Consider the following 20,021-nt stretch of genomic DNA (forward strand, 5'->3'; position numbering starts at 1 on the left):
TATAGCAAAAAACGATCATGGCTGTTTGGCCATAACCGTCTGGTATGCTGATCCGATGCTGTCCTTTACTTCGATGACAAATGCATGCCCTGCATCCCCTTGCGTCCACTGACCGCGAACGTCAAACAAATACCAGCCTGGCTGTTCGGGGGCCTTCCACTGATTGCCGTTCTCTATTACTTGCTCTACTTCTTTCATGCCGTTCCATTGGGTTACCTTGAGCGTATTTGTAGTTGGCTGCTGGGCAAAAGTGACGGTCAGCGTAGCCCCTGGCCTTACTTGCAGTGGGGCAGGCTTTTGCTCTGCGACGAGTTCTGGTGGTGCCGCCGTATCCTTGCAGATCGCCTCGTTATTGTAGCTCCAGCAGGAAGATGCGGGCACCGTCGTAGCTGTTTTTCCGCTCCATTCAATGACTGGCTGTGGTGGTTCCGAAAGCTGCGAAGTCCCTTGCGCGGACGTTCCGTTCCCACACCCCGTCAGTAACAGTGTCGCTATCAGAAAAAGTTGACCAATCCATCCTACCTTTTTCATCCAATCACCTCAAACCTATGACGCGAGAAAAAGGGGATTCGTTTCATACGACTTGGTAGTCGATCATTGCCCTATGATTGCCAAACACGAGTTGGAATCGAAAAAGTAGTAGAGACCTCTTTTAAATAGTCATCAAGCTGTTCTGCCGGATTTTCGATCGGCTTGCCATGGCATACTTCCAAATGGCGTGGTCGCAATTGGCGGACGATCAAACTGCTTTTGAGTGCTTGAGCCATATCCGCCGTAAACATCGGCATGGGACGATGCAATCTGCCGCGTTTGGAAGTAAACAAGTCTCCTGCCAAAAGCACTCCGTCCTTTTCATGATAATACACCACATGCCCCGGAGAATGACCAGGTGTCAGATAAGGTTGCAGCCCGCCAATAGGGGCTATATTCCCTTCGGCATCCTCTGGCAAAGACTGAGCCAAGCCAGGCTGGACGTTTACTTCCAGCTTTTTACGACGAGGATACAGCTCTTTCCCTTCCATATACGGAATCTCGATTCGATGGGCAAAGACTGGTACAGATTCTGCCGCCGCGATTTTTTTAACGGCCCCCACGTGATCCGAATGACCATGCGTCAGCAAAATTCGCTTGAGTGGTCCTGCATTCAGCTGCTTGATAAAAGCCATAATCCGTTTCGTCATAAATGGCATCCCCGCATCGACAAGCGTAACGCCATCCTCCTCCCTGACAATCCAGACCCGCAAAGGAATCAACAACCATGCTTTGATACACCAAATGTTCGCCGAGATTTGCTCCACTCTGATCATTCTATCGTCACTCCCTGTTCATTATTTTTTGACTTCCTGCGAGAAAAACATCTACGGATAAAGCGAATGTAGGTGCCAGCCTTTCCATCAAGCTGTCCAATGGTTCTTCGGAATGTGTATACGTACCGACGATGCCATGCAACGTGTAGAAGTAAATCCGAGCATGGGCCAGCGCTTTTTCTTCCTCTATGTCACTTGGCAAGCATCGTCTTACAGCCTCACTCAATAAACCAAACAGTTGATTGCGCAGCGTTTGCAATTCTTTTTCCGGTTCCTCTACATCGATCCGAGAGGCTTTGATCATGAAGAATAAGGTATACATCGTTCGATTGCGCAAGCAAAAGTGGATGAACTGACTGCTGATTTCACGCAGATTCTCTTCTGGTGTTCGTCCTTGTTTGGAAAGTGTTTCTTCCATTTGTAGAGTCAAGCTTTGCAAAGGTTCCTTGGACAAATGATGAAGTAGTGCTTCTTTGTCCTTGAAATAAATATAGAGGGTTGTATGGGAACAGCCGGCTGCTTTGGCGATTTCTCTGATGGATACCGTATCAAAGCCTCTGGTGGCGAAAAGGTCTGCTGCCGCCGTCAAAATCGCCCGTTTCGTTTCTTCTGAGCGTATTTCTTGTTTGCTTGCCATGCGTGATATTCAGCTCCTTACTTCTCGGAAACTTTATAACCAATGGTTAGTAACCGATGGTTATAATATAACCACTGGTTACAAAATCCGTCAAGACTATTTTTTCCACTTGCTGCAAATAAAAAACTCCCTTCTCGTCACTTGGACAAAAAGGGAGCTTACCTATGAAAAGGATTGTTTTTCGCTTACTTCGCAGCTTGTGCAGCAGCAATCGCAGCTTCGTAGTTTGGATGCTCACCAGCAGCAGCCACATACTCAGCGTGTACAACCTTGTCGTTTGCATCGATTACGAATACAGCGCGAGCCAAGAGACGGAATTCTTTGATCGCTACGCCGTAAGCTGTACCGAAGGACAGGTCTTTGTGGTCAGATACTGTCTTCACTTTGTCGATGCCAGCAGCACCGCACCAGCGGTTTTGCGCGAATGGCAGGTCAACGGAAACAGTCAGCACAGTAACGCCTTCCAATTTCGCAGCCTCTTCGTTGAAACGGCGAGTTTGTGCATCGCACACGCCAGTGTCAATAGAAGGGATTACAGAGATGATGCGAACAGTTCCCTTGGAATCTTCCAAAGTTACAGGGGACAGATCGCCACCTACTACAGTAAAGTTAGGAGCAGTATCTCCTACTTTGATTTCAGGACCGAGCAGTGTTACAGGACCACCTTTGAATACAAATGCGCCTTGACGCTCAACAACAGTTGTCATGATTTCTTCCTCCTCACCAAATCTTTCAGTATGTACCTCAATTATCATACCCTATCATTCACTTTTTTTCACTATGCCAATAGTAGAAATTACAGATTCACTTGCACTTTCCCGCTTTGCTTGGCTTGTACCTCAGCGATTCGCTTCACTTCATGCTCATACTCCCAATCCGTTTTCGCATTCAGCTCATGACAGCGCATAAGCGCGTGATAGAGGGCAAAAGCAAAGGTAACCTGCTTCATTTCGTACCGCGTTCCATGTGCTTTCGGCAATGCCGTGTTGATAATCTCAATTTGATACGTAGCTTTTTCCCGCTTGTCCCTGACTGGCACGATATACCCCATACGCTTTAAGACATGACCGTAATCGAATTCTCCTTCATCGTCAAAATCAATAGTGTCGTCCGATGTTGCCAAATACTCCAGCAAGGTCCCCATATCCAGCGTTTCGAAGCAAGCAGGCTGTGGCATGGACAAAACTGAGCCGTCATTGTTTACAAAATAAATATGGTCGCGATAATGAAAGATCAGTTCATCTTCTGGAACTTCGGCGGGAAACATCCAGTGATTTTGCGGAATCAAGTAACGCCAGATTTGTGCAGGTTCACAATGGAGTAATTCCATGGCAGGGCTCCCTCCTTTTCCCTACCAGTTTTGGCAAAACTAGCAATGGCTATTCAGACTGCTCTTGCATGTAGCGTCGCCAATTCCCATGCGGAATGTGCACGCCTGTTTGCTTGACCAGGTCTTGATCCAAATAACGATATACGTAGACGTTCACGACCTGAGCTGTTTCTTCCATCGTCGCTGCCACGATGATCCGCTCGTATTCATTGCGCGGATTACCCTCGCCATAGTAGGTCTCCAGCTCGTCCAGTCCAGCTAACGCTTGCTCATACACGTCAGGGGCAAATGTGACGATCTCCCCCACGACCTCCTGCTCTCCTTTCAGCAATCCCGGATAGCCTGCCGGCAAATGATAGATCTCACCTAGGATCGTCGCAGGTGTTGCCTCATGTTTATACGTTTTCACGTAATTCCTATGATTTCCAAAGCCCGTCAAAAGTGTGCCGTACACAAATACAGGCAGCTTGTCGTTCTGATTGTTCACGTTCATCCATCCTCCTGTGATCGAAAAAAGGTGTGTCTTGTGTCGAGAAAATTTTGTATATTTGTTCTATATATAATTTTAATACGTCTTTTTTTCCGAGACGTAAGGGGGAGAGAATAATGAAAAAGAGAAAAATCAATCGCCTACTGGTAGCAAACCGCGGTGAGATCGCCATTCGGATCTTTCGCGCAGCAACGGAACTCGGCATACGTACGGTAGCCGTGTACTCCGAGCAGGACAACGTTTCTATCCATCGCTTCAAGGCCGACGAGTCTTACTTGGTCGGAGCCGGAAAAGGGCCTATTGAGGCTTACCTCGATATCGAAAGCATCATCGAAATTGCCAAGCGCAACGATATCGATGCCATTCACCCAGGCTATGGATTTCTTGCTGAGAATGCTGATTTTGCAAAGCGTTGCCAAGAGGAAGGCATCATTTTCATTGGACCATCCCCTGAGCTGATCGACAAATTCGGGGACAAGGTAGAAGCCCGTCGTCTTGCGATTGAAGCGGAAATCCCAGTGATTCCAGGTACTCCAGAACCAATCGAAACACTCCAAGAGGCGCTTCTCTTTGCCAAAGAATACGGCTACCCCATCATTATTAAAGGCGTATCTGGCGGCGGAGGCCGTGGCATGCGTATCGTCCGCAGTCAGGATGAATTGCAAGATTCGTTAGATCGCGCACGTTCGGAGGCCCGCTCTTCCTTTGGCAATGCCAAGGTGTATTTGGAGCGATACTTAGAACAGCCCAAACACATCGAGGTCCAAATTCTCGGTGACAACTATGGAAACATCGTCCATCTGTATGAGCGCGATTGCTCTGTTCAACGGCGCCATCAAAAAGTGGTCGAAGTAGCACCGAGCCTATCGTTGGATGACAAACTGCGTGAAGATATTTGCCAGGCTGCTCTCACTCTCATGCAAAAAGCCGGTTATTCGAACGCTGGTACTGTCGAGTTTTTGTTAACGCCGGACAAGCGTTTTTATTTTATAGAAGTCAATCCACGCATTCAAGTAGAGCATACCATCACGGAGCTCATCACTGGAATCGACATTGTTCAGTCGCAGATTCGCGTAGCCGAGGGGCATGCGCTCTCCGATGAGGAAATTGGCATCAATGCGCAAAGTGATATCCAGATGAGTGGTTTTGCCATCCAGTGCCGTGTCACAACAGAAGACGCTGAAAACAACTTCCTGCCAGATGCCGGTCGCTTGTCCGCCTGGCGTTCCGGTGGAGGCTTCGGCGTAAGGCTGGACGGCGGCAATGGTTATCCAGGCGCGATCATTACACCGTTTTACGACTCGCTTCTGGTCAAAATCTCCACGTATGGCGCGAGCTTTGATCAAGCCGCTCGCAAAATGCTGCGCACACTGCGTGAGTTCCGTATTCGTGGCGTGAAAACGAACCTGCCGTTTTTGGAGAATGTCGTGACACATCCTGATTTTTTGAGTGGCAACTACGATACATCGTTTATTGACACCAAACCAGAGCTGTTCATCTTCCCTGGCCGACAAGACCGTGGTACCAAATTACTATCTTATATCGGAGACACGATTGTCAACGGATATCCTGGTCTCCAGAAATCGGAGAAAAAGCCGCATTTCGACTCGCCTCGCATCCCGCGGACACCATTTACTCAGCCATATCCGGACGGCACGAAGCAAATTCTAGACAAAGAAGGTGCCGACGGTCTCGTACGCTGGATTCAGACGCAGAAGCAGGTGCTTGTCACAGACACGACATTCCGCGATGCCCACCAGTCTTTGTTTGCTACACGTGTGCGCACCTACGATCTCGCTACCATTGCAGAAGCGACAGGCAAGCTCGGTTCCGGGCTCTTCTCGCTGGAGATGTGGGGCGGCGCCACTTTTGACACGACGATGCGCTTTTTGCAGGAATCTCCCTGGGAACGACTGCAAATTCTCCGCCAACGCATACCGAATGTTCTGTTCCAAATGCTCTTGCGCGGAGCAAATGGCGTAGGCTACACCAATTACCCGGATAATGTGATCCACGCCTTCGTCAAAGCCTCTGCGGAAAATGGCATCGATGTCTTTCGGATCTTTGACAGCCTGAACTGGCTTCCTGGGATGCAAACAGCCATTGAAGCCGTACGCGAATCTGGCAAGGTAGCCGAAGCAGCGATTTGCTACACCGGAGATATTCTAGACCCGACCAAAACCAAATACAGCTTGGCCTACTATGTCAATCTGGCTAAAGAATTGGAAAAAGCAGGTGCCCATATTCTCGCGATCAAGGATATGGCAGGTCTTTTGAAGCCGTATGCTGCTCATTCGCTCGTCTCTGCTTTAAAACAAGAAATCAGCATTCCGATCCATCTGCATACTCACGATACGTCAGGAAACGCTGGCGCCATGCTTCTGAAAGCGATCGAAGCAGGCGTGGATATCGTCGATGCTTGCGTCAGCTCCATGTCTGGACTCACTTCCCAACCAAGCTTGAACGGGTTGATCGCGAGCCTAGCCCATACAGAGCGTGAGACTGGCTTATCTCTTGAATCGTTCAACAAGCTGTCAGATTACTGGGAGGATGTACGTCCGTCCTACCAAGGCTTTGAAAGCGGCATGAAAGCGAGTAACACTGAGGTGTACGTTCACGAAATGCCTGGAGGCCAATACACCAATCTGGAGCAGCAAGCCAAAGCGGTTGGTCTGGAAGGTCGTTGGGACGAAGTGAAGCACATGTATGCTGTCGTCAATCAGATGTGTGGCGACATCGTAAAAGTGACCCCGTCATCCAAGGTCGTCGGTGACATGGCCCTGTTCATGGTCCAAAACAATTTGAATGAGGAAAACATTTGGGAGAAAGGCACACGCCTCGACTTTCCGGATTCCGTCATTCAATTTTTCCAGGGGTATCTTGGCCAACCGCCGGGAGGATTCCCGAAGGAGTTGCAGGAGCTCGTGCTAAAAGGTCGCGATGCCTTTACTGCACGTCCAGGTGAATTGCTCGCGCCCGTTGACTTTACGCAAGTTGCCGCTGAGCTGGAGGCCAAAATCGGACGTGAGCCCAGTCATCTAGACGTCCTGTCCTATATCATGTATCCGCAAGTCTATTTGCAATTTGAACAACGCCTGAAGGAATACGGTGACCTGTCGGTATTGAATACGGGAACGTTTTTCTACGGATTGCGTCCGGGTGAGGAAACCGCCATTACGATCGAGCGCGGTAAGACACTGATTATCAAGCTGGTCGCAGTTGGCGAGCTTCATCCAGATGGACGACGCATCATCTATTTTGAACTGAACGGACAGCCACGTGAAATCTTCATCCGTGACCAGTCTGCAAAAGTCTCTGAACTGATCCGCCGAAAAGCAGAAGCACAAAATCCTGCCCACCTCGGTGCCTCTATGCCAGGGAAAGTGCTCAAGGTGCTTGTAGCTGAAGGTGACAAGGTGCGAAAAGGTGAGCATCTTTTGGTGAGTGAAGCGATGAAAATGGAGACGACGATTCAAGCCCCGCTCGACGGAAAAATTAAAGCCGTCTACGTGAAAGCAGGCGAAGCCATTCAAACTGGCGATCTGCTCATTGAAATGGAGTAGGCATCGTCTATAATAGGAGATAGTAAATTGTTCCTGGGGATTCATTCCATTTGCTTATGAGGAGGTGATCGACATGAAAACGAATCGAGTCAGCCATGTTCCATTTACGCAGCGGGTAGGGCGCTATCATTCCCATATGCTTCAGGCAAAATTAAGCACGCCAGTCAACCCGATTCTCAGTTTTAATTTGCAGCCGTACTACACTCGTCAGCAGCAATGGACAACGGAGCTTTCCGATTCCTTATCGCGTCTGTACCGGTTTTCCTCAGATTTGGAGAAGAGTGCTCGGGAATTGATTGCCGCCGGGAAAGACAGCGAGGCTGGGCCTGACATTGAGCTATTACATGAGCGAACACAGTCGTTAGTAAGTAAAAATAATCGCCTACAGCTATTTCTTGCGGAAAAAGCAGATACCTTGACGACGCAAAAGCTGGATGCATTCGCTCAAGTGGCAAAAGATGAAGAGGAAAAACTCCAAACGTTTGGAATCAAGCTGTTACCAGATGGACAACTGGAAATGGATAATGAGAAATGGTTGGAGGCCGTACAGACCCGCTATGTGGACTATACAAATACAATGGAGCGTGTAGCCCAAGCATTCAGAGCAGGTACGCTGGGATTGCAAAGCAAGCCCCTCGGCTCCTTTTCCCGTTATTACGAGGAAGCGATGGCCCTCCATCCTTATATCGCCTCCTCCAGCTCGAGCCTTCATTATCAGCATGTTGCGAAAACAGGCTTGTATGTAAACGAACTCTGGTAATGTCATACGCCTACTATCGATAAAACAGGTATGCCCCGTTTGTGGAGCATACCTGTTTTGTGTTTTCCTTACTTTCGATCCATAAGGTCTTCCAAATCTTGTTCTTCTGCTCTGGCAATTATCGTATTGGAATAAACAGTAGGTTCATCCGATTTGGTAAACATCCCCTGAACTTTATCCACGATTTGCGGAACAGAATCCAAAATCCGGTCATAGAGATGGGTCGTATTTTCAAGCGGAATCGAACGAATTCCTTGTTTGCCTACGACCAAAAATGCTACAGGTGTGATGGAGACACCGCCCCCACTACCCCCACCAAATGGGTGACCAGTATGTTCATGCTGTTGAGTGTGTTGGTGCCCATTATGATGGTGATCGTATTGGAACTCACTCCCCCCCGCCGCGAAACCAAATCCTACCTTGGAGATCGGAAGAATGACACTACCGTCAGGTGTCTCAACAGGATCACCAATGATTGTATTCACGTCCACCATTTGCTTGAGATTTTCCATCGCTGTTCTCATGAGGCCTTGAATCGGGTGGTCTGCCATATTTGTCGCTCCTCCTTCCTATCTGTTTCATGTTTTATCATTCCCCCAACAAATCCGGAGCATGTACCCTGCACAAGGGAATAAATATATATGCTCTCACATTTGTGATTAAGCACGCGTAGGCGCAGCTTGCCATTTTCGCTGTTTATTTTTTCGAATCCGCAGAAAAACTTTTAGCGCATAGAAAACGAACTGGCCCAAATAAAAATGCAACACCGCTTGAACTTTCGTATGTAGAAGTGCTTGGTTCCAGACAGGCTGTACACTCATGGCAGGCTTCGTCTGTAAAGAGATGGAGTGGGAGAGAATCCCGACTATCAGGCTTTTCACTCCCCAGATTAGTCCTGTCAGCGCCCCTGTTTCCGCTGCCTGACCTGTGCCCAACAACGTATGCCATTCTAACTTCGTACAGCGAATTTGTTTGAACAGGTCTTTTAGCAAAGGCAGCAAGTCACGTACTCTTTCCAGCACGTCACGATAATTGCGATACCATATCTTCACTTGTCTCCGCGTAAAATCTTTGACCTTTTCCCGAAGCTTGCTTCCATGCTGGATCGTTTCCACCTTTGCAACAAGCTCAGGCCCAGCTTCTGTCATTTTCAAGAGGAGAATGGGAATTTCGTATTTCCTGCGAATGATACCCCAAGCTGCAATCGTAATCTCCAATTGATCATTATCACCCTCGCGACTGTATAAACACGTCAACTGTATTGGCGTGATCACTAGTAGGACAAATAAACCAAGCAATCCTAGCAACACCCATACCATGAAAAAATCCCACCCCTTCCACGTTAGTATGAGTGGAAAGAGCAGGAAATATGTTCAGCATTTTTATTAGTCAAGCACGTATACTTTGACGCCTTTTTGCAAGCCATGATTTTCAGCTTCGTTCAACGTCGGAAGATACAGATCCACATGGCGTTGCTTTACCGCACCACCGATATCAGCTGCCACTGCATAGCCGTAGCCATCGATGTACAAGTGCGTACCAAGCGGAATGACATTTGGATCAACCGCTACAACACCTTCGCGCAGTGGGTACTCCAGATACGACAGGATCTTGTCGTTCGTGTAGCTGTAAGCAGTCGTCTGTACCGTTAATTCCTGACGAAAAGGTGTTCCGTTTGCGAGAGCTTTTGTCGTTCTCGGCTTATCCGAAAGCAAATGAAGGGCCGCGTATGTGGCTGCTTCGGCTCTCGTCATATACTTGTTCGGCTTTAATGTATCGTCCTCATAGGCACTCATTAACCCGTTTTGCATGGCATAAACGAGTGGGCGTTGCTCTTTCTCTTTCACATTTTTCCCATCCGGGTGTTGGTTCAATGTCTGGATCGTCGTAGACCACTTCAGGTTATTGACTACTCCGCTGTCCCCCATCGTTCTTACCAGAATAGAGGCGAGCTCTGCTCTTTTTACTGGGGCATCCGGATGTAAGTATAGGTGATTCCCCTGCTTTTGCCCATGGACAATTCCCAGTCGATAGGCCGTCTCTGCATAGGGCGACAGCCAGCTGTTTGCTGGTACGTCCGCAAAGGATGGTTGCTTGTTGCCAAGAGGTTCAATCCCTTTCGCATTCACAAACATCGTGAGCAGTTCACCCAATGTCACATTGTCATCAGGTCGAAAATATTCGTTTTGACCAATTACGTCGGCTATGTAAAGTTGATTGATTTCTTGTTCTGCCCAATGGCCGCTAATGTCTACATAAGGTGTTTCGTTCATTTTCGTTGTTTCTGCCTCGACAACTGGTGTACCTATTAGCAAAAGGGCTGCCAGCGAGGCAAGGATCATCTGTTTCTTCATCATCAACCTCCATGGGGAAATATGCGAATCCTTTCGTATCATTTTATCGAACTATTTTGCAAAAACAATGAACAATAGTTTCCAGTCAAAAGGAAAGCCCTCGAACAGCATCATGACGAATACTGTTTCAAGGGCTGCATGAACAATGGTTAAATGGCAAAAATGTGTTTGCCGATCTTTTTCACTTGTGTACGAGACCAAATCCACTTGGAGGTCGCCGTAACAGGGTTAAAGTAGTAAAGAGAATTTTTGGTTGGGTCCCATCCTCGTACAGCATCCCAAGCTGCCCGATAAGCAGTCTTGTTAGGAGTCATCCAGAATTGTCCATCATCTACTGCGGTAAACGCTAATGGCTCAAAGATGACACCCGCAAGTGTATTGGGAAATTTTTTGGACTGGATACGGTTCAACGCGACCGCAGCCACAGCTACTTGGCCCTCATAAGGCTCTCCGCGAGCTTCGGAATAGACCAGCTGTGCCAGCATCTGCATTTCCGCTTTATTTACCGACACTTTCTTTAGAACGCGCCATGTATGTGGACCAGTGATACCGTCAATCTGTAATCCGTATGCTTTTTGAAACTGTCTGACGGCCTTTGTTGTATTCGCACCGTAAATGCCATCCACTTTGCCATTGTAGTAGCCCAGCATCTGCAAACGATACTGCAAATCCCATACATCCCCGTTCACACTACCGCGTTGAATCTGTGTGGCTGCCAGGGAGTCGGCCGGGAAAATAAACGCTACAGCCATAAAGGCAGCAAGCAAGGTTGTTACTGCTTTCTTGCTCCACCACATAAATTGTCCCCTCCTTTACCCAACCCATTCTACAAGTTGGCGAAAGTAGGTTCAATTCAAGTATTTTGGCACAAGTGGTAACATGTACCTGCCATTATCCTTTTGGTCGGAACAAGACTGCCGTGATAAATCCGAAGACGATGGCAGCCGAAATCCCTGCACTCGTCACTTCAAAAATGCCGGTAATAATGCCAATGACTCCATGTTGCTCGGCCTCCGCCATTGCCCCGTGCACCAGTGCATTCCCAAAGCTCGTGATGGGTACTGTCGCTCCTGCTCCGGCAAAGTTAACCAGTGGCTCGTACAGACCGAATCCGTCTAGCACTGCTCCAGTGACAACAAGAGAGGACATTGTATGGGCAGGTGTGAGCTTGACGACATCCATGAGAAATTGACCGATTAAGCAAATCGTTCCTCCTACGAGAAACGCCCACAAAAACATCATGGTATCACTCTCCAAGTTACTCCGACTCAACAGCCACGGCATGGGCGATGCAAGGGATACTTTCTCCCTGCTGGAAGGTCAACGGGGATAAGAGGGCTCCCGTGGCAATCAGCAAGATTCGCTTCCATTCTCCTTGCTTCATCCGCCGAAGTAGATGCCCGTACGTTACTGTAGCGATACAGCCACATCCGCTACCACCCGACCACACATTTGGATTTTCTCCATAAATGAGCTTCCCGCAATCGATATAACGCTCTAAGGGAATGTGCATGTGATGCTTGGGCAACAGATTAGATAAAATGGCATGGCCCGTTCGTCCTAAATCTCCTGTTACGATCAAATCATAATGGTCGTGAGGGAGCTGAAAGTCACGGAAATGCGACTCAATCGTGGATAACGCGGCTGGCGCCATCGCTGCTCCCATATTGAATGGGTCTGTCATTCCCATATCGACTACATGCCCGATAGTGGCTCCCGTAATCCGCAATCCCTTTCCCTGACTGGCTACAACAGCAGCCCCTGCTCCCGTCACGGTCCATTGTGCCGTTGGGGGCTTCTGCGAACCATACTCCGTTGGATAACGATATTGCTTTTCCGCAGCCCCATTGTGACTGGAGGTAGCAGCCAAGACGTGATCTGCAGCTTGACTATTCACCATGAGAGCAGCCAATGCCAAGCCTTCCATCGCTGTTGAGCACGCTCCGAAAATCCCCAGAAACGGAATCGAAAGCGTCCGGGCTGAAAAGCTGGCAGATATGATCTGGTTCATTAAATCCCCGGCAAGCATAAAGTTTATTTGCTCTTTCGTGAGCCCCGCTTTCTCCACCGCTTTCGAGCACGCTTCTTCCAGCAGGACTTTCTCCGCCTTTTCCCAGCTGTCTTGTCCGAGATTCAAGTCTCCGTGCAAGATATCAAAGTCTTCGGCTAACGGTCCCTTAGCCTCAAAAGGCCCACCAATCGCAGCGTGCCCGAGAATGACAGGTTTTAAAGGAAAGACCCAAGACTGATGACCCTGGCGCATCCGTCAGCCTCCCATCGTAAACAAGGTTTTGATCAAGCCAACGACGAATGCCGCCGCTACTCCAAACACAATCACTGACCCCGCGAGCTTGAACATGTTCCCGCCGACCCCCAGCACAAATCCTTCGCTCCGATGCTCGATCGCCGCAGATGCAATCGAGTTGGCAAAACCCGTAACCGGTACACTCGTTCCTGCCCCAGCCCATTGGGCAATCCGGTCATATAGTCCTAGACCAGTCAAAAGAGCCGAAAGAATGATCAAAACAGCTACAGTAGGATTCCCAGCGGTTTTCTCCGTAAAATGGAAGTAGTGAATGAACAGTTCTTGTATCCCTTGTCCGACCATACAAATGCCGCCACCCACTAAAAATGCCCGGGTAAAATTGCGCAAAAGCGGTCGCGGAGGCTCGTGTCCCTTTGCCAATTGCTGATATTCTTGCTGGACGGGAGTCAGCTTTTTCTTTTTTTGATCTGCCATGTCACTTACTCCTTTTTACCGTATCATGAACGGTTTTACTTGATCGATAATCTGTTGTAGCTGTTCCGAATCGGTTTGGTAGGTACGCTTCATTTGTTCATTTTTTGTACTGAGTGCATATAGCTCCAGATCGGCCTGACATTTTTTCAATGTAGCAAAAGCCAGCTTCATCGCTTGGGCACCAGGAACCATCAGCTTATCGTCATACAGGTCGAGATAGAGCTCTCCACCTTTGTCTACTTGGCCGAGGAATACATTTTCCAAAGCGACTCCCGCTTTTTGCAGCTCCGTGCGAACCCATCTGCGATTCAGACCTGCTGTTGCCAGGGGCTCGTCCATGATCACCCCATCCATAATGACTAATTGATTCTCTTCCGAAGGTGCCACTGTCAATTCTAGATGTTTGGGTGTTACCGGCTGACTCTCTGATTTTAATAGGACACTGACTTCCCCGCTTGTTTCCATTAACGCAAACTCTACATCGGCTACTCGGAACACGTTTTTGACTCGTAAGTGCTCCATCAAGTCTTCCGCGGTCAATCGTTCTTTTTTCAGATTGTCTTCCAAAATTTTGCCTTCCTTGATCAGAACCGTCGATTTTCCTTCAAATAAGTCGCGGAGAAACTTGCTCTTGAGTGAAAGCCACTCCATTAAATAAGGGAAAAGCGCAAATACCCCCATGGCGATCAAACTATGGTAGACCGGCCCATCCATTTCGGTTGCCATAAAAGCCGCAATCGAACCGATGCTGATGCCGACGATATATTCGATGTATGTAAGTTGCTTGATTTGCCTTTTCCCAATGATCTTTGTCAAAAGAAATAAGTAAGCAACAGCGCCTATTGAGCGCAACAGGATTGATAACCAATCAGGCATAAGCCACCTCCATCACCTGAGGTGATTGTTATAGATAGTAAAACCAAGAGAGAGGAAGTCCCTCTCCCTTTCCCAACACTTCCACTAGAATCCCTTAAACTGTGGTTCTTCCTTTTCCAGCTCCGTTACACGCTGCTGGAGGTTATCTACAATGGATTGCGTTTGCTCTGCTGCTTGCGAATACAGTTGCTTAGCTTTCTTGTTTTGCGTGCTCAGAGCAAACGTTTCAAAATCTGCTTGTGCGCCTTTCAAGCTGGCAAGCGTTTGTTTTACTTGTGCTCCTACTGTCATATCCACTCACCTCCTAACACATATAGAATCCGCCTCCACCCATTATTTATGCGGTGGTCTTCCCTATTTTCATCTGTAAATAATTACCTTTCATTAGAGAAATAAAAAGAGAGACACCATAGGTGCCTCCCTTCATCCAGCTTATGAGATTAGCCACGTCCAGCCAGTTGTTGCTCAGCAAAGGAGACAAGACGTTTTGTAATCTCTCCTCCAACTGAACCGTTTTGACGGGAAGTGGTGTCTGGTCCAAGCTGAACACCGAATTCGGATGCGATTTCGTATTTCAGTTGGTCCAGAGCTTGGTTTGCTTGAGGAACCACCAGATTGTTACTGGATCTGTTGTTGTTCGCCATTTATATCACCTCCTCGTCGTTTGTAAGTTTAATATGTGTGAAGTTTTGCTTGTTCATTCGTTCTTTTTTTCTTCCAATTTTAGTCTGTTAATTGGAGCAGGGCATGGGCTATTCGATGAGCTGCTTCTGGTCGCCCCAGCTTGTCTAAACCTCCAACAAAAGCATCCCTTTTTTCAGGCTGACGCCATGACCTGATGATTTCTTTGATTTCTACTGGCGTTTCAGCCAAAATCGCCGCTTGTTGCTCGAGTAAAAAGGAGCAATTATGCTTTTCTTGTCCGGGCAATGGGTGAAATAAAATGAGCGGTGTCTTAAGAGCAAGTGACTCCGCACACGAAATGCCACCTGGCTTCGTTATATAGGCGTCAGCTGCTCCAATCCACTGCCACATTTGCGGCTCAAACCCTTTCAGTATAAAACGATGGTCAGTGATCTCCGTACCTAACAGGCCCGTCAGTCGTCTGTACAGGCTTGTATTCTTCCCAGTCACGACTACGATCTGCAATGGTTGCTCTTCCAACAGCAACTCTCGTACGACCTGCTCCACTCCACCATAACCACCTTCTCCCCCACCAATCAACACGGTGAATCGATCTGGCACAAGTCCAAGCTGTTTTTTCCAAGCCGCTTTGTCGGTATGCAACGCTGTCGTAAAAGCAGGCCGAACTGGAATGCCATAAACATGGATTTTTTCAGGGGCAATTCCATAGCGTTCGAATAGAATTTGTGCAATTTGCTCATGTGCCACCATGTATGCATCAATTTCTGGATGAACCCAGAACCGATTAATATGGAAGTCCGTGGGCACACAAACGAGCTGGAAAGGCTTGGACACCCTTTTCTTCGCTTCTGCCAATGCGGACAAGCAGTATGCATGCGTAGCAATGACGACATCTGGCTTCTCTTCTTGCAACAGTTGATTGGTTAATTTTGCGGATAGCCACCATCCCAGTGCTTTGCTCAATGCACTACTCAGCATTTCATCCTGTTCATAGATGCGTTGCCACACGGGTTGACCGTAGCGCAGCATATTGCGATAAAAAAAATGAGAGAGCACACGTAGGCCTGGACTGGCGGTTTTTAGCCCTCCCACCACTCGCGCCGATCGTGCACCCTCACTTTCCAGTAAAACTTCTTGCAGAGCTTCGGCAGCCATCCGATGACCACTCCCTGCCCATTCCTCTGTCACTAACAGAAACCGCTTTGGCATTAGTAGGACTCTCCTAGAGGCTGCTTGCCCTCAGCATATCGATTGAGTAAAAATTCCTTGGACATATAAACACGCTTTAGGGGCCTTTCATGATTCCATGATTGCAATCGTCGCTTTCCATTGGGATGCACGATTCTGAGCATGAGACGCAAGTACCATCGCTTGTATCGAAAAAACCAGGTCATGGGCACATCAGAAATAGAGAAGCCCAAAGGTGTTACCCCTTTATGTAGCATGGTCGTTCCCACTATCCCTTTTATTTGATCCTTATCTTCCATCGAATCCAGGAACGTGGCTAGCTTCGGCAGTGATTGGAGGATATGTCTTCGCAAAAGAAGTGCCACGCGCAGTTCATCCTTCACTCCTTTGCACAATGTAGCAAAGTAATAATTGTGTATATGTAGCTTTAAGATCAAATCCCCGTCATGAATGATGCAGTTATCGGTAGTAACAAGTGGCTCTCCCCGATAGCGTAAAACAACAACCCGAAATATATTGTTCCCTTTCTCAATATAGGTAAGTCTGGTGCAACGCTGGTAGATTTCATCCCAGTATCCCCATAGCATCAAGAGGCTTGTATTCATTTCGAAATAGTTCCTTTCCCGCTATGTTTTCATTAAGCTGGATGTGACCACTTACACTCCGCAAAACGGCCATGACCTTTGTTGTAGTATGCCCAACAATGTACAATCCTCATCACCTTTTCACGTCCTTTTCATCCGCCCCCAAAACATAACTACTACGGCAGCAAATACGGGCAACCACATATGATTGAGAAGCAAAGGATTCACCCACTTCCAGACATACGGATCCTGAAGACACATATCAACTGCTGTAAAGGTAAGAATTCCGCCGCCAATGATGACCATACTGGGAAAACGATTCATCATGCGGGCAATCCACACACTTCCCCACATTAATAGTGGAATGCTCATCGCTAACCCCAGCAAAACTAACCATAAATCGCCATGTGCTGCTCCACCAACTGCCAAAACATTGTCCAAACTCATGACAAAATCTGCTACTATGATAGTCCTGACTGCCTGACCAATTGTCTGATTATGCGATACGTTTGCGAGCTCTTCATTCTCACCCAGCATCAGCTTACATGCTATCCATAGCAATAATAATCCCCCGATTGCCTTCACGAGAGGAATATCCAACATCCAGGTAGTCATTCCCGTTAGCACAATTCGCAAGAGGATTGCACCCAATGTCCCATATAAAATCGCCCGTTTTCTCTCATTTCTTGGGAGTCCGCGGCAGGCCATACCTATGACCACAGCATTGTCGCTGCTTAATACCAGATCGATCATAAAGATGTGTACAAGACCCAGCCAAAAATACTCGCCCATCCCTGCCTCCCTGGTCCAATAAAGTTCGTCCATTCTACTTTATGCGACTGGAATCGGACTCATGATTGAATATTTTTCCGAAAAAAGGCGGTTTTCAGCGGATTTTGTAGATAAAAACTTCCGAAAAAAATACATTTTATTGCGAAATCAGGCTAATTATACCTTGTCTAAATTAGGCATTTTCCCTTACGATTTTAGTGGGGTGGATAAGAGATGGTGGAGACCGTGACGCTAAACCTTTATGACGTTTCAAGGAAGATTTTAGACTTAACACCAAGTATCACTACAATATGGCTGCAAGAAATTGTTCGCAGCATGGAAATTCCTGTAACCATTCCTCGCGATTTTGCAGAAAAACGAACAGTGCTCTTGGCTCGCTATCTGGTTGAGGATGTAGATCATGACATGCAGACTTGGGCATTAGATATGGGAGAGTGGCTTCGTTCTCAGGAATTCCCCTTCTCCTCCATTTTGCGCACGTATCAATTGTACCGGAATGTATTCTGGCGGGTTCTCCAACCGGAATTACAGAGATGGTCCCTCTCCTCACAAGAAATGCACTATTTGGAAAGCCAACTGGGCAAGGCCATGGATGAAAGTGTGTTCTGGGCTGTTTATCATTTTGAACAAATGATTAATAAAGAGCTGGTCCAGAAGGAAGAAACGATCTCCTATTTGCATAACGACAAACTGACCATGCTCGGTAAAATAGCCGCCAATATGGCTCATGAGCTGCGCAATCCGTTGTGCGCCATTGAAGGGTTCCTGAAGCTGATCGGCGAGTCTACACAGGAACAGGCCCAGCTTCAGACGTATATCCAAGTCGTCATGCATGAATTTGAGAATTTACATCGGCAACTGACCGGATTCCTCAGCTTTTCAAAAAAACCAATTCTCGATGAAATCTTTAAAACCGTTCAAGTAGAAGAACTGCTTGAAGAAGTAGAGATGCTGATTACGCCTCGCCTCGTGGGAGAAAACATACGTTTTGAAAAACAAATCCACCCCTGCTCACTCGCATGTTATGAAGAAGGCTTGAAGCAAGTTGTCGTCAATCTATTAAACAATGCCATTGACGCCGTACAAAATCGCACAGACAAGTATATTCATGTCATTTCCACTTCTTCAGATGGATGGCTCTATTTGAGTGTGGAAAACAATGGAGAAAGGATTCCACCCGAGATCGTGGAAAATCTTTTCCAACCATTCTTTACGACTAAACAAAATGGGACAGGTATCGGCTTGTCCATCTGCAAAAATATTATCGAAAAGCATCAAGGCACGATCCATTGTGATTCCAATGAAAAACGCACACGCTTTATCGTTTCTCTGCCGATTGCGAATGCCCAGGAAGTTGGTCCACGATTGGAAGCTCTCTAGGTCGCTCTCTTTTGTATCACGCAAAAAAGCCCCCTGACAAGGCAGGAGGCAAGGCAAGAGATCCGTTACCAATTTCATCGGTAAGCGACCTTAGTTTTACTGTACACGAAAACATATGTTGCTACCATAGAAAACGTCAGACAGCTTTCGACAAAAATTTATACCTGTATTGAACAAAGGCTTATCTATTCAACTATTGGATAAGCCTTCATACTTTTGCCTCAAGTAAAAATAGTCCTGCTTTCCTAGACATAAAAAAACAGAGAACCAATTGGCTCTCTGCTTTATGTATGGAGCGGGTGATGGGAATCGAACCCACGCGACCAGCTTGGAAGGCTGGAGTTCTACCATTGAACTACACCCGCATCAAAATAGATGCTGGTGCCGAGGACCGGACTTGAACCGGTACGGGAGAAACTCCCGACAGATTTTAAGTCTGTTGCGTCTGCCCATTCCGCCACCCCGGCAAACCTGTAAAACGTGGGCAAATCATGGTCGGGAAGACAGGATTCGAACCTGCGACCCCTTGGTCCCAAGCCAAGTACTCTACCAAGCTGAGCTACTTCCCGACATTATATCTTCTTCACTTTTGTAGTAAAGAAGCGTGCCCTGAGAGATTCGAACTCCCGACCTTTTGATTCGTAGTCAAACGCTCTATCCAGCTGAGCTAAGGGCACATGTTATGGAGCGGACGAAGGGTCTCGAACCCTCGACCTTCGCCTTGGCAAGGCGACGCTCTACCAATTGAGCTACGTCCGCATTGTAAGAAGAAGTTGATTGGTGCGGTCGAGAGGACTTGAACCTCCACGGTGTTGCCACCACTGGCACCTGAAGCCAGCGCGTCTGCCATTCCGCCACGACCGCATATTCCCATCCAAGTAGCCAGATCTGTTAATAAGCTGACTTTCACTTTTCGGGTTTGTAAAAACTGGTGAGCCATGAAGGACTCGAACCTTCGACCCTCTGATTAAAAGTCAGATGCTCTACCAACTGAGCTAATGGCTCATGAAAAATGGTGGGGAGAGACGGATTCGAACCGCCGAACCCGGAGGGAGCAGATTTACAGTCTGCCGTGTTTAGCCACTTCACTATCTCCCCATTTTCATGGTGCCGGCAATAGGACTTGAACCCACAACCCCCTGATTACAAGTCAGGTGCTCTACCAATTGAGCTATACCGGCATATCTTTAATTATGGCATATCTTTCATGAAAAATCAAGGTTTTTTTATTCCGTTAAACCTTTTTCACGTTTATGAACTATGCCATCTCGTTAAGAAAGATGGCGGAGCTGACGGGACTCGAACCCGCGACCTCCGGTGTGACAGACCGGCGTGAACTCCAACTTCACCACAGCTCCATATTTGGTTGCGGGAG

General features: G+C 47.6%; 22 protein-coding genes and 10 tRNA genes. 3 read left to right on the forward strand and 29 right to left on the reverse strand.

Features of this window, described 5'->3' with window-relative positions; genetic code table 11:
- Positions 1–15: 15 nt before the first annotated feature.
- From ACFVS2_RS10070 to ACFVS2_RS10095, 6 genes are all read right to left on the reverse strand, one after another.
- The gene (locus tag ACFVS2_RS10070) at positions 16–531 is read right to left on the reverse strand and encodes a hypothetical protein (protein WP_173617032.1); all 516 of its coding nucleotides are present in this window, start codon (positions 529–531) and stop codon (positions 16–18) included.
- Positions 532–602: 71 nt separating this feature from the next.
- A complete protein-coding gene (locus tag ACFVS2_RS10075) occupies positions 603–1,307 on the reverse strand; it encodes an MBL fold metallo-hydrolase (RefSeq protein WP_390233423.1) in 705 nt (234 codons plus the stop codon).
- 7 nt (positions 1,308–1,314) lie between these two features.
- Complete coding sequence (locus tag ACFVS2_RS10080) at positions 1,315–1,944, reverse strand: TetR/AcrR family transcriptional regulator (protein ID WP_390233426.1); 630 nt, start codon at positions 1,942–1,944, stop codon at positions 1,315–1,317.
- A 185-nt stretch (positions 1,945–2,129) separates the two neighbouring features.
- Positions 2,130–2,651, reverse strand: coding sequence for a thiol peroxidase (tpx, locus tag ACFVS2_RS10085; RefSeq protein WP_390233428.1), 522 nt, complete (start codon positions 2,649–2,651; stop codon positions 2,130–2,132).
- 89 nt (positions 2,652–2,740) lie between these two features.
- The gene (locus ACFVS2_RS10090) at positions 2,741–3,274 is read right to left on the reverse strand and encodes a hypothetical protein (protein ID WP_390233430.1); all 534 of its coding nucleotides are present in this window, start codon (positions 3,272–3,274) and stop codon (positions 2,741–2,743) included.
- A gap of 49 nt (positions 3,275–3,323) precedes the next feature.
- On the reverse strand, positions 3,324–3,767 hold the full coding sequence (locus ACFVS2_RS10095) for a gamma-glutamylcyclotransferase family protein (protein WP_390233432.1): 444 nt from the start codon (positions 3,765–3,767) through the stop codon (positions 3,324–3,326).
- Between the two features lie 113 nt (positions 3,768–3,880).
- Between ACFVS2_RS10095 and ACFVS2_RS10100 the strand changes: the two genes are divergently transcribed.
- The gene (locus ACFVS2_RS10100) at positions 3,881–7,327 is read left to right on the forward strand and encodes a pyruvate carboxylase (RefSeq protein WP_390233434.1); all 3,447 of its coding nucleotides are present in this window, start codon (positions 3,881–3,883) and stop codon (positions 7,325–7,327) included.
- 73 nt (positions 7,328–7,400) lie between these two features.
- Entirely contained in the window at positions 7,401–8,087 is a 687-nt protein-coding gene (locus ACFVS2_RS10105) for a hypothetical protein (RefSeq protein ID WP_390233436.1), read from the forward strand.
- A gap of 68 nt (positions 8,088–8,155) precedes the next feature.
- Here the strand turns inward: ACFVS2_RS10105 and ytfJ are convergent, their stop codons facing one another.
- From ytfJ to ACFVS2_RS10170, 13 genes are all read right to left on the reverse strand, one after another.
- The gene (gene ytfJ, locus ACFVS2_RS10110) at positions 8,156–8,638 is read right to left on the reverse strand and encodes a GerW family sporulation protein (protein ID WP_173617024.1); all 483 of its coding nucleotides are present in this window, start codon (positions 8,636–8,638) and stop codon (positions 8,156–8,158) included.
- Positions 8,639–8,746: 108 nt separating this feature from the next.
- Positions 8,747–9,406 carry a DUF2953 domain-containing protein gene (locus ACFVS2_RS10115; RefSeq protein ID WP_173617023.1) on the reverse strand — a complete coding sequence of 220 codons (660 nt, stop codon included), beginning with the start codon at positions 9,404–9,406 and terminating at the stop codon, positions 8,747–8,749.
- A gap of 66 nt (positions 9,407–9,472) precedes the next feature.
- Entirely contained in the window at positions 9,473–10,441 is a 969-nt protein-coding gene (locus ACFVS2_RS10120) for an S-layer homology domain-containing protein (RefSeq protein ID WP_390233439.1), read from the reverse strand.
- A gap of 149 nt (positions 10,442–10,590) precedes the next feature.
- A complete protein-coding gene (gene sleB, locus ACFVS2_RS10125) occupies positions 10,591–11,238 on the reverse strand; it encodes a spore cortex-lytic enzyme (RefSeq protein WP_390233442.1) in 648 nt (215 codons plus the stop codon).
- 94 nt (positions 11,239–11,332) lie between these two features.
- Entirely contained in the window at positions 11,333–11,683 is a 351-nt protein-coding gene (gene spoVAE, locus ACFVS2_RS10130) for a stage V sporulation protein AE (RefSeq protein WP_106837897.1), read from the reverse strand.
- A 16-nt stretch (positions 11,684–11,699) separates the two neighbouring features.
- Positions 11,700–12,704 carry a stage V sporulation protein AD gene (gene spoVAD / locus ACFVS2_RS10135; RefSeq protein ID WP_390233445.1) on the reverse strand — a complete coding sequence of 335 codons (1,005 nt, stop codon included), beginning with the start codon at positions 12,702–12,704 and terminating at the stop codon, positions 11,700–11,702.
- A gap of 3 nt (positions 12,705–12,707) precedes the next feature.
- Positions 12,708–13,181, reverse strand: coding sequence for a stage V sporulation protein AC (gene spoVAC / locus ACFVS2_RS10140; protein ID WP_390233447.1), 474 nt, complete (start codon positions 13,179–13,181; stop codon positions 12,708–12,710).
- Between the two features lie 15 nt (positions 13,182–13,196).
- A complete protein-coding gene (locus ACFVS2_RS10145) occupies positions 13,197–14,057 on the reverse strand; it encodes a DUF421 domain-containing protein (RefSeq protein WP_390233449.1) in 861 nt (286 codons plus the stop codon).
- A gap of 84 nt (positions 14,058–14,141) precedes the next feature.
- Positions 14,142–14,348, reverse strand: coding sequence for a DUF1657 domain-containing protein (locus ACFVS2_RS10150; protein ID WP_007717150.1), 207 nt, complete (start codon positions 14,346–14,348; stop codon positions 14,142–14,144).
- Positions 14,349–14,497: 149 nt separating this feature from the next.
- Positions 14,498–14,701 carry an alpha/beta-type small acid-soluble spore protein gene (locus ACFVS2_RS10155; protein WP_007717155.1) on the reverse strand — a complete coding sequence of 68 codons (204 nt, stop codon included), beginning with the start codon at positions 14,699–14,701 and terminating at the stop codon, positions 14,498–14,500.
- Positions 14,702–14,780: 79 nt separating this feature from the next.
- Positions 14,781–15,911 carry an MGDG synthase family glycosyltransferase gene (locus ACFVS2_RS10160; protein WP_390233453.1) on the reverse strand — a complete coding sequence of 377 codons (1,131 nt, stop codon included), beginning with the start codon at positions 15,909–15,911 and terminating at the stop codon, positions 14,781–14,783.
- On the reverse strand, positions 15,911–16,495 hold the full coding sequence (locus tag ACFVS2_RS10165) for a YkoP family protein (protein ID WP_173617018.1): 585 nt from the start codon (positions 16,493–16,495) through the stop codon (positions 15,911–15,913). The genes ACFVS2_RS10160 and ACFVS2_RS10165 overlap by 1 nt, the downstream gene beginning before the upstream one ends.
- 120 nt (positions 16,496–16,615) lie before the next feature.
- Positions 16,616–17,266: a TerC family protein gene (locus tag ACFVS2_RS10170; protein WP_390233457.1), complete on the reverse strand. Its 651-nt coding sequence runs from the start codon at positions 17,264–17,266 to the stop codon at positions 16,616–16,618.
- Between the two features lie 213 nt (positions 17,267–17,479).
- On the opposite strand from ACFVS2_RS10170, the gene ACFVS2_RS10175 reads away from it, so the two are divergent.
- Positions 17,480–18,646: a sensor histidine kinase gene (locus tag ACFVS2_RS10175; protein WP_173617016.1), complete on the forward strand. Its 1,167-nt coding sequence runs from the start codon at positions 17,480–17,482 to the stop codon at positions 18,644–18,646.
- 291 nt (positions 18,647–18,937) lie between these two features.
- On the opposite strand, the gene ACFVS2_RS10180 is transcribed toward ACFVS2_RS10175, so the two are convergent.
- The 10 genes from ACFVS2_RS10180 to ACFVS2_RS10225 form a co-directional block, all read right to left on the reverse strand.
- Positions 18,938–19,011, reverse strand: a tRNA-Gly gene (locus ACFVS2_RS10180).
- A 14-nt stretch (positions 19,012–19,025) separates the two neighbouring features.
- Positions 19,026–19,113 (reverse strand) — tRNA-Leu (locus ACFVS2_RS10185).
- A 25-nt stretch (positions 19,114–19,138) separates the two neighbouring features.
- Positions 19,139–19,215 (reverse strand) — tRNA-Pro (locus ACFVS2_RS10190).
- A 34-nt stretch (positions 19,216–19,249) separates the two neighbouring features.
- A tRNA-Arg gene (locus ACFVS2_RS10195) sits at positions 19,250–19,323 on the reverse strand.
- Between the two features lie 6 nt (positions 19,324–19,329).
- A tRNA-Gly gene (locus tag ACFVS2_RS10200) sits at positions 19,330–19,405 on the reverse strand.
- A gap of 19 nt (positions 19,406–19,424) precedes the next feature.
- Positions 19,425–19,510, reverse strand: a tRNA-Leu gene (locus ACFVS2_RS10205).
- Positions 19,511–19,575: 65 nt separating this feature from the next.
- Positions 19,576–19,651: transfer RNA gene (locus ACFVS2_RS10210), tRNA-Lys, on the reverse strand.
- A gap of 8 nt (positions 19,652–19,659) precedes the next feature.
- Positions 19,660–19,744 (reverse strand) — tRNA-Tyr (locus ACFVS2_RS10215).
- Positions 19,745–19,751: 7 nt separating this feature from the next.
- Positions 19,752–19,827, reverse strand: a tRNA-Thr gene (locus ACFVS2_RS10220).
- A gap of 100 nt (positions 19,828–19,927) precedes the next feature.
- Positions 19,928–20,004, reverse strand: a tRNA-Asp gene (locus ACFVS2_RS10225).
- Positions 20,005–20,021: the final 17 nt, after the last annotated feature.

Origin of the sequence: Brevibacillus sp. NPDC058079, assembly GCF_042885155.1 — a bacterium.
Lineage (GTDB): Bacteria > Bacillota > Bacilli > Brevibacillales > Brevibacillaceae > Brevibacillus.

Coding starts and splice junctions, on each gene's coding strand:
- ACFVS2_RS10070 (WP_173617032.1), bottom strand. CDS start 531: ATGAAAAAGGTAGGATGGATTGGTCAACTTTTTCTGATAGCGACACTG.
- ACFVS2_RS10150 (WP_007717150.1), bottom strand. CDS start 14,348: ATGACAGTAGGAGCACAAGTAAAACAAACGCTTGCCAGCTTGAAAGGC.
- sleB (WP_390233442.1), bottom strand. CDS start 11,238: ATGTGGTGGAGCAAGAAAGCAGTAACAACCTTGCTTGCTGCCTTTATG.
- tpx (WP_390233428.1), bottom strand. CDS start 2,651: ATGACAACTGTTGTTGAGCGTCAAGGCGCATTTGTATTCAAAGGTGGT.
- ACFVS2_RS10080 (WP_390233426.1), bottom strand. CDS start 1,944: ATGGCAAGCAAACAAGAAATACGCTCAGAAGAAACGAAACGGGCGATT.
- ACFVS2_RS10105 (WP_390233436.1), top strand. CDS start 7,401: ATGAAAACGAATCGAGTCAGCCATGTTCCATTTACGCAGCGGGTAGGG.
- ACFVS2_RS10120 (WP_390233439.1), bottom strand. CDS start 10,441: ATGAAGAAACAGATGATCCTTGCCTCGCTGGCAGCCCTTTTGCTAATA.
- ACFVS2_RS10160 (WP_390233453.1), bottom strand. CDS start 15,911: ATGCCAAAGCGGTTTCTGTTAGTGACAGAGGAATGGGCAGGGAGTGGT.
- spoVAE (WP_106837897.1), bottom strand. CDS start 11,683: ATGATGTTTTTGTGGGCGTTTCTCGTAGGAGGAACGATTTGCTTAATC.
- ACFVS2_RS10115 (WP_173617023.1), bottom strand. CDS start 9,406: ATGGTATGGGTGTTGCTAGGATTGCTTGGTTTATTTGTCCTACTAGTG.
- ACFVS2_RS10090 (WP_390233430.1), bottom strand. CDS start 3,274: ATGGAATTACTCCATTGTGAACCTGCACAAATCTGGCGTTACTTGATT.
- spoVAD (WP_390233445.1), bottom strand. CDS start 12,704: ATGCGCCAGGGTCATCAGTCTTGGGTCTTTCCTTTAAAACCTGTCATT.
- ACFVS2_RS10100 (WP_390233434.1), top strand. CDS start 3,881: ATGAAAAAGAGAAAAATCAATCGCCTACTGGTAGCAAACCGCGGTGAG.
- ACFVS2_RS10095 (WP_390233432.1), bottom strand. CDS start 3,767: ATGAACGTGAACAATCAGAACGACAAGCTGCCTGTATTTGTGTACGGC.
- ACFVS2_RS10155 (WP_007717155.1), bottom strand. CDS start 14,701: ATGGCGAACAACAACAGATCCAGTAACAATCTGGTGGTTCCTCAAGCA.
- ytfJ (WP_173617024.1), bottom strand. CDS start 8,638: ATGGCAGACCACCCGATTCAAGGCCTCATGAGAACAGCGATGGAAAAT.
- ACFVS2_RS10170 (WP_390233457.1), bottom strand. CDS start 17,266: ATGGGCGAGTATTTTTGGCTGGGTCTTGTACACATCTTTATGATCGAT.
- ACFVS2_RS10165 (WP_173617018.1), bottom strand. CDS start 16,495: ATGAATACAAGCCTCTTGATGCTATGGGGATACTGGGATGAAATCTAC.
- spoVAC (WP_390233447.1), bottom strand. CDS start 13,181: ATGGCAGATCAAAAAAAGAAAAAGCTGACTCCCGTCCAGCAAGAATAT.
- ACFVS2_RS10175 (WP_173617016.1), top strand. CDS start 17,480: ATGGTGGAGACCGTGACGCTAAACCTTTATGACGTTTCAAGGAAGATT.
- ACFVS2_RS10145 (WP_390233449.1), bottom strand. CDS start 14,057: ATGCCTGATTGGTTATCAATCCTGTTGCGCTCAATAGGCGCTGTTGCT.
- ACFVS2_RS10075 (WP_390233423.1), bottom strand. CDS start 1,307: ATGATCAGAGTGGAGCAAATCTCGGCGAACATTTGGTGTATCAAAGCA.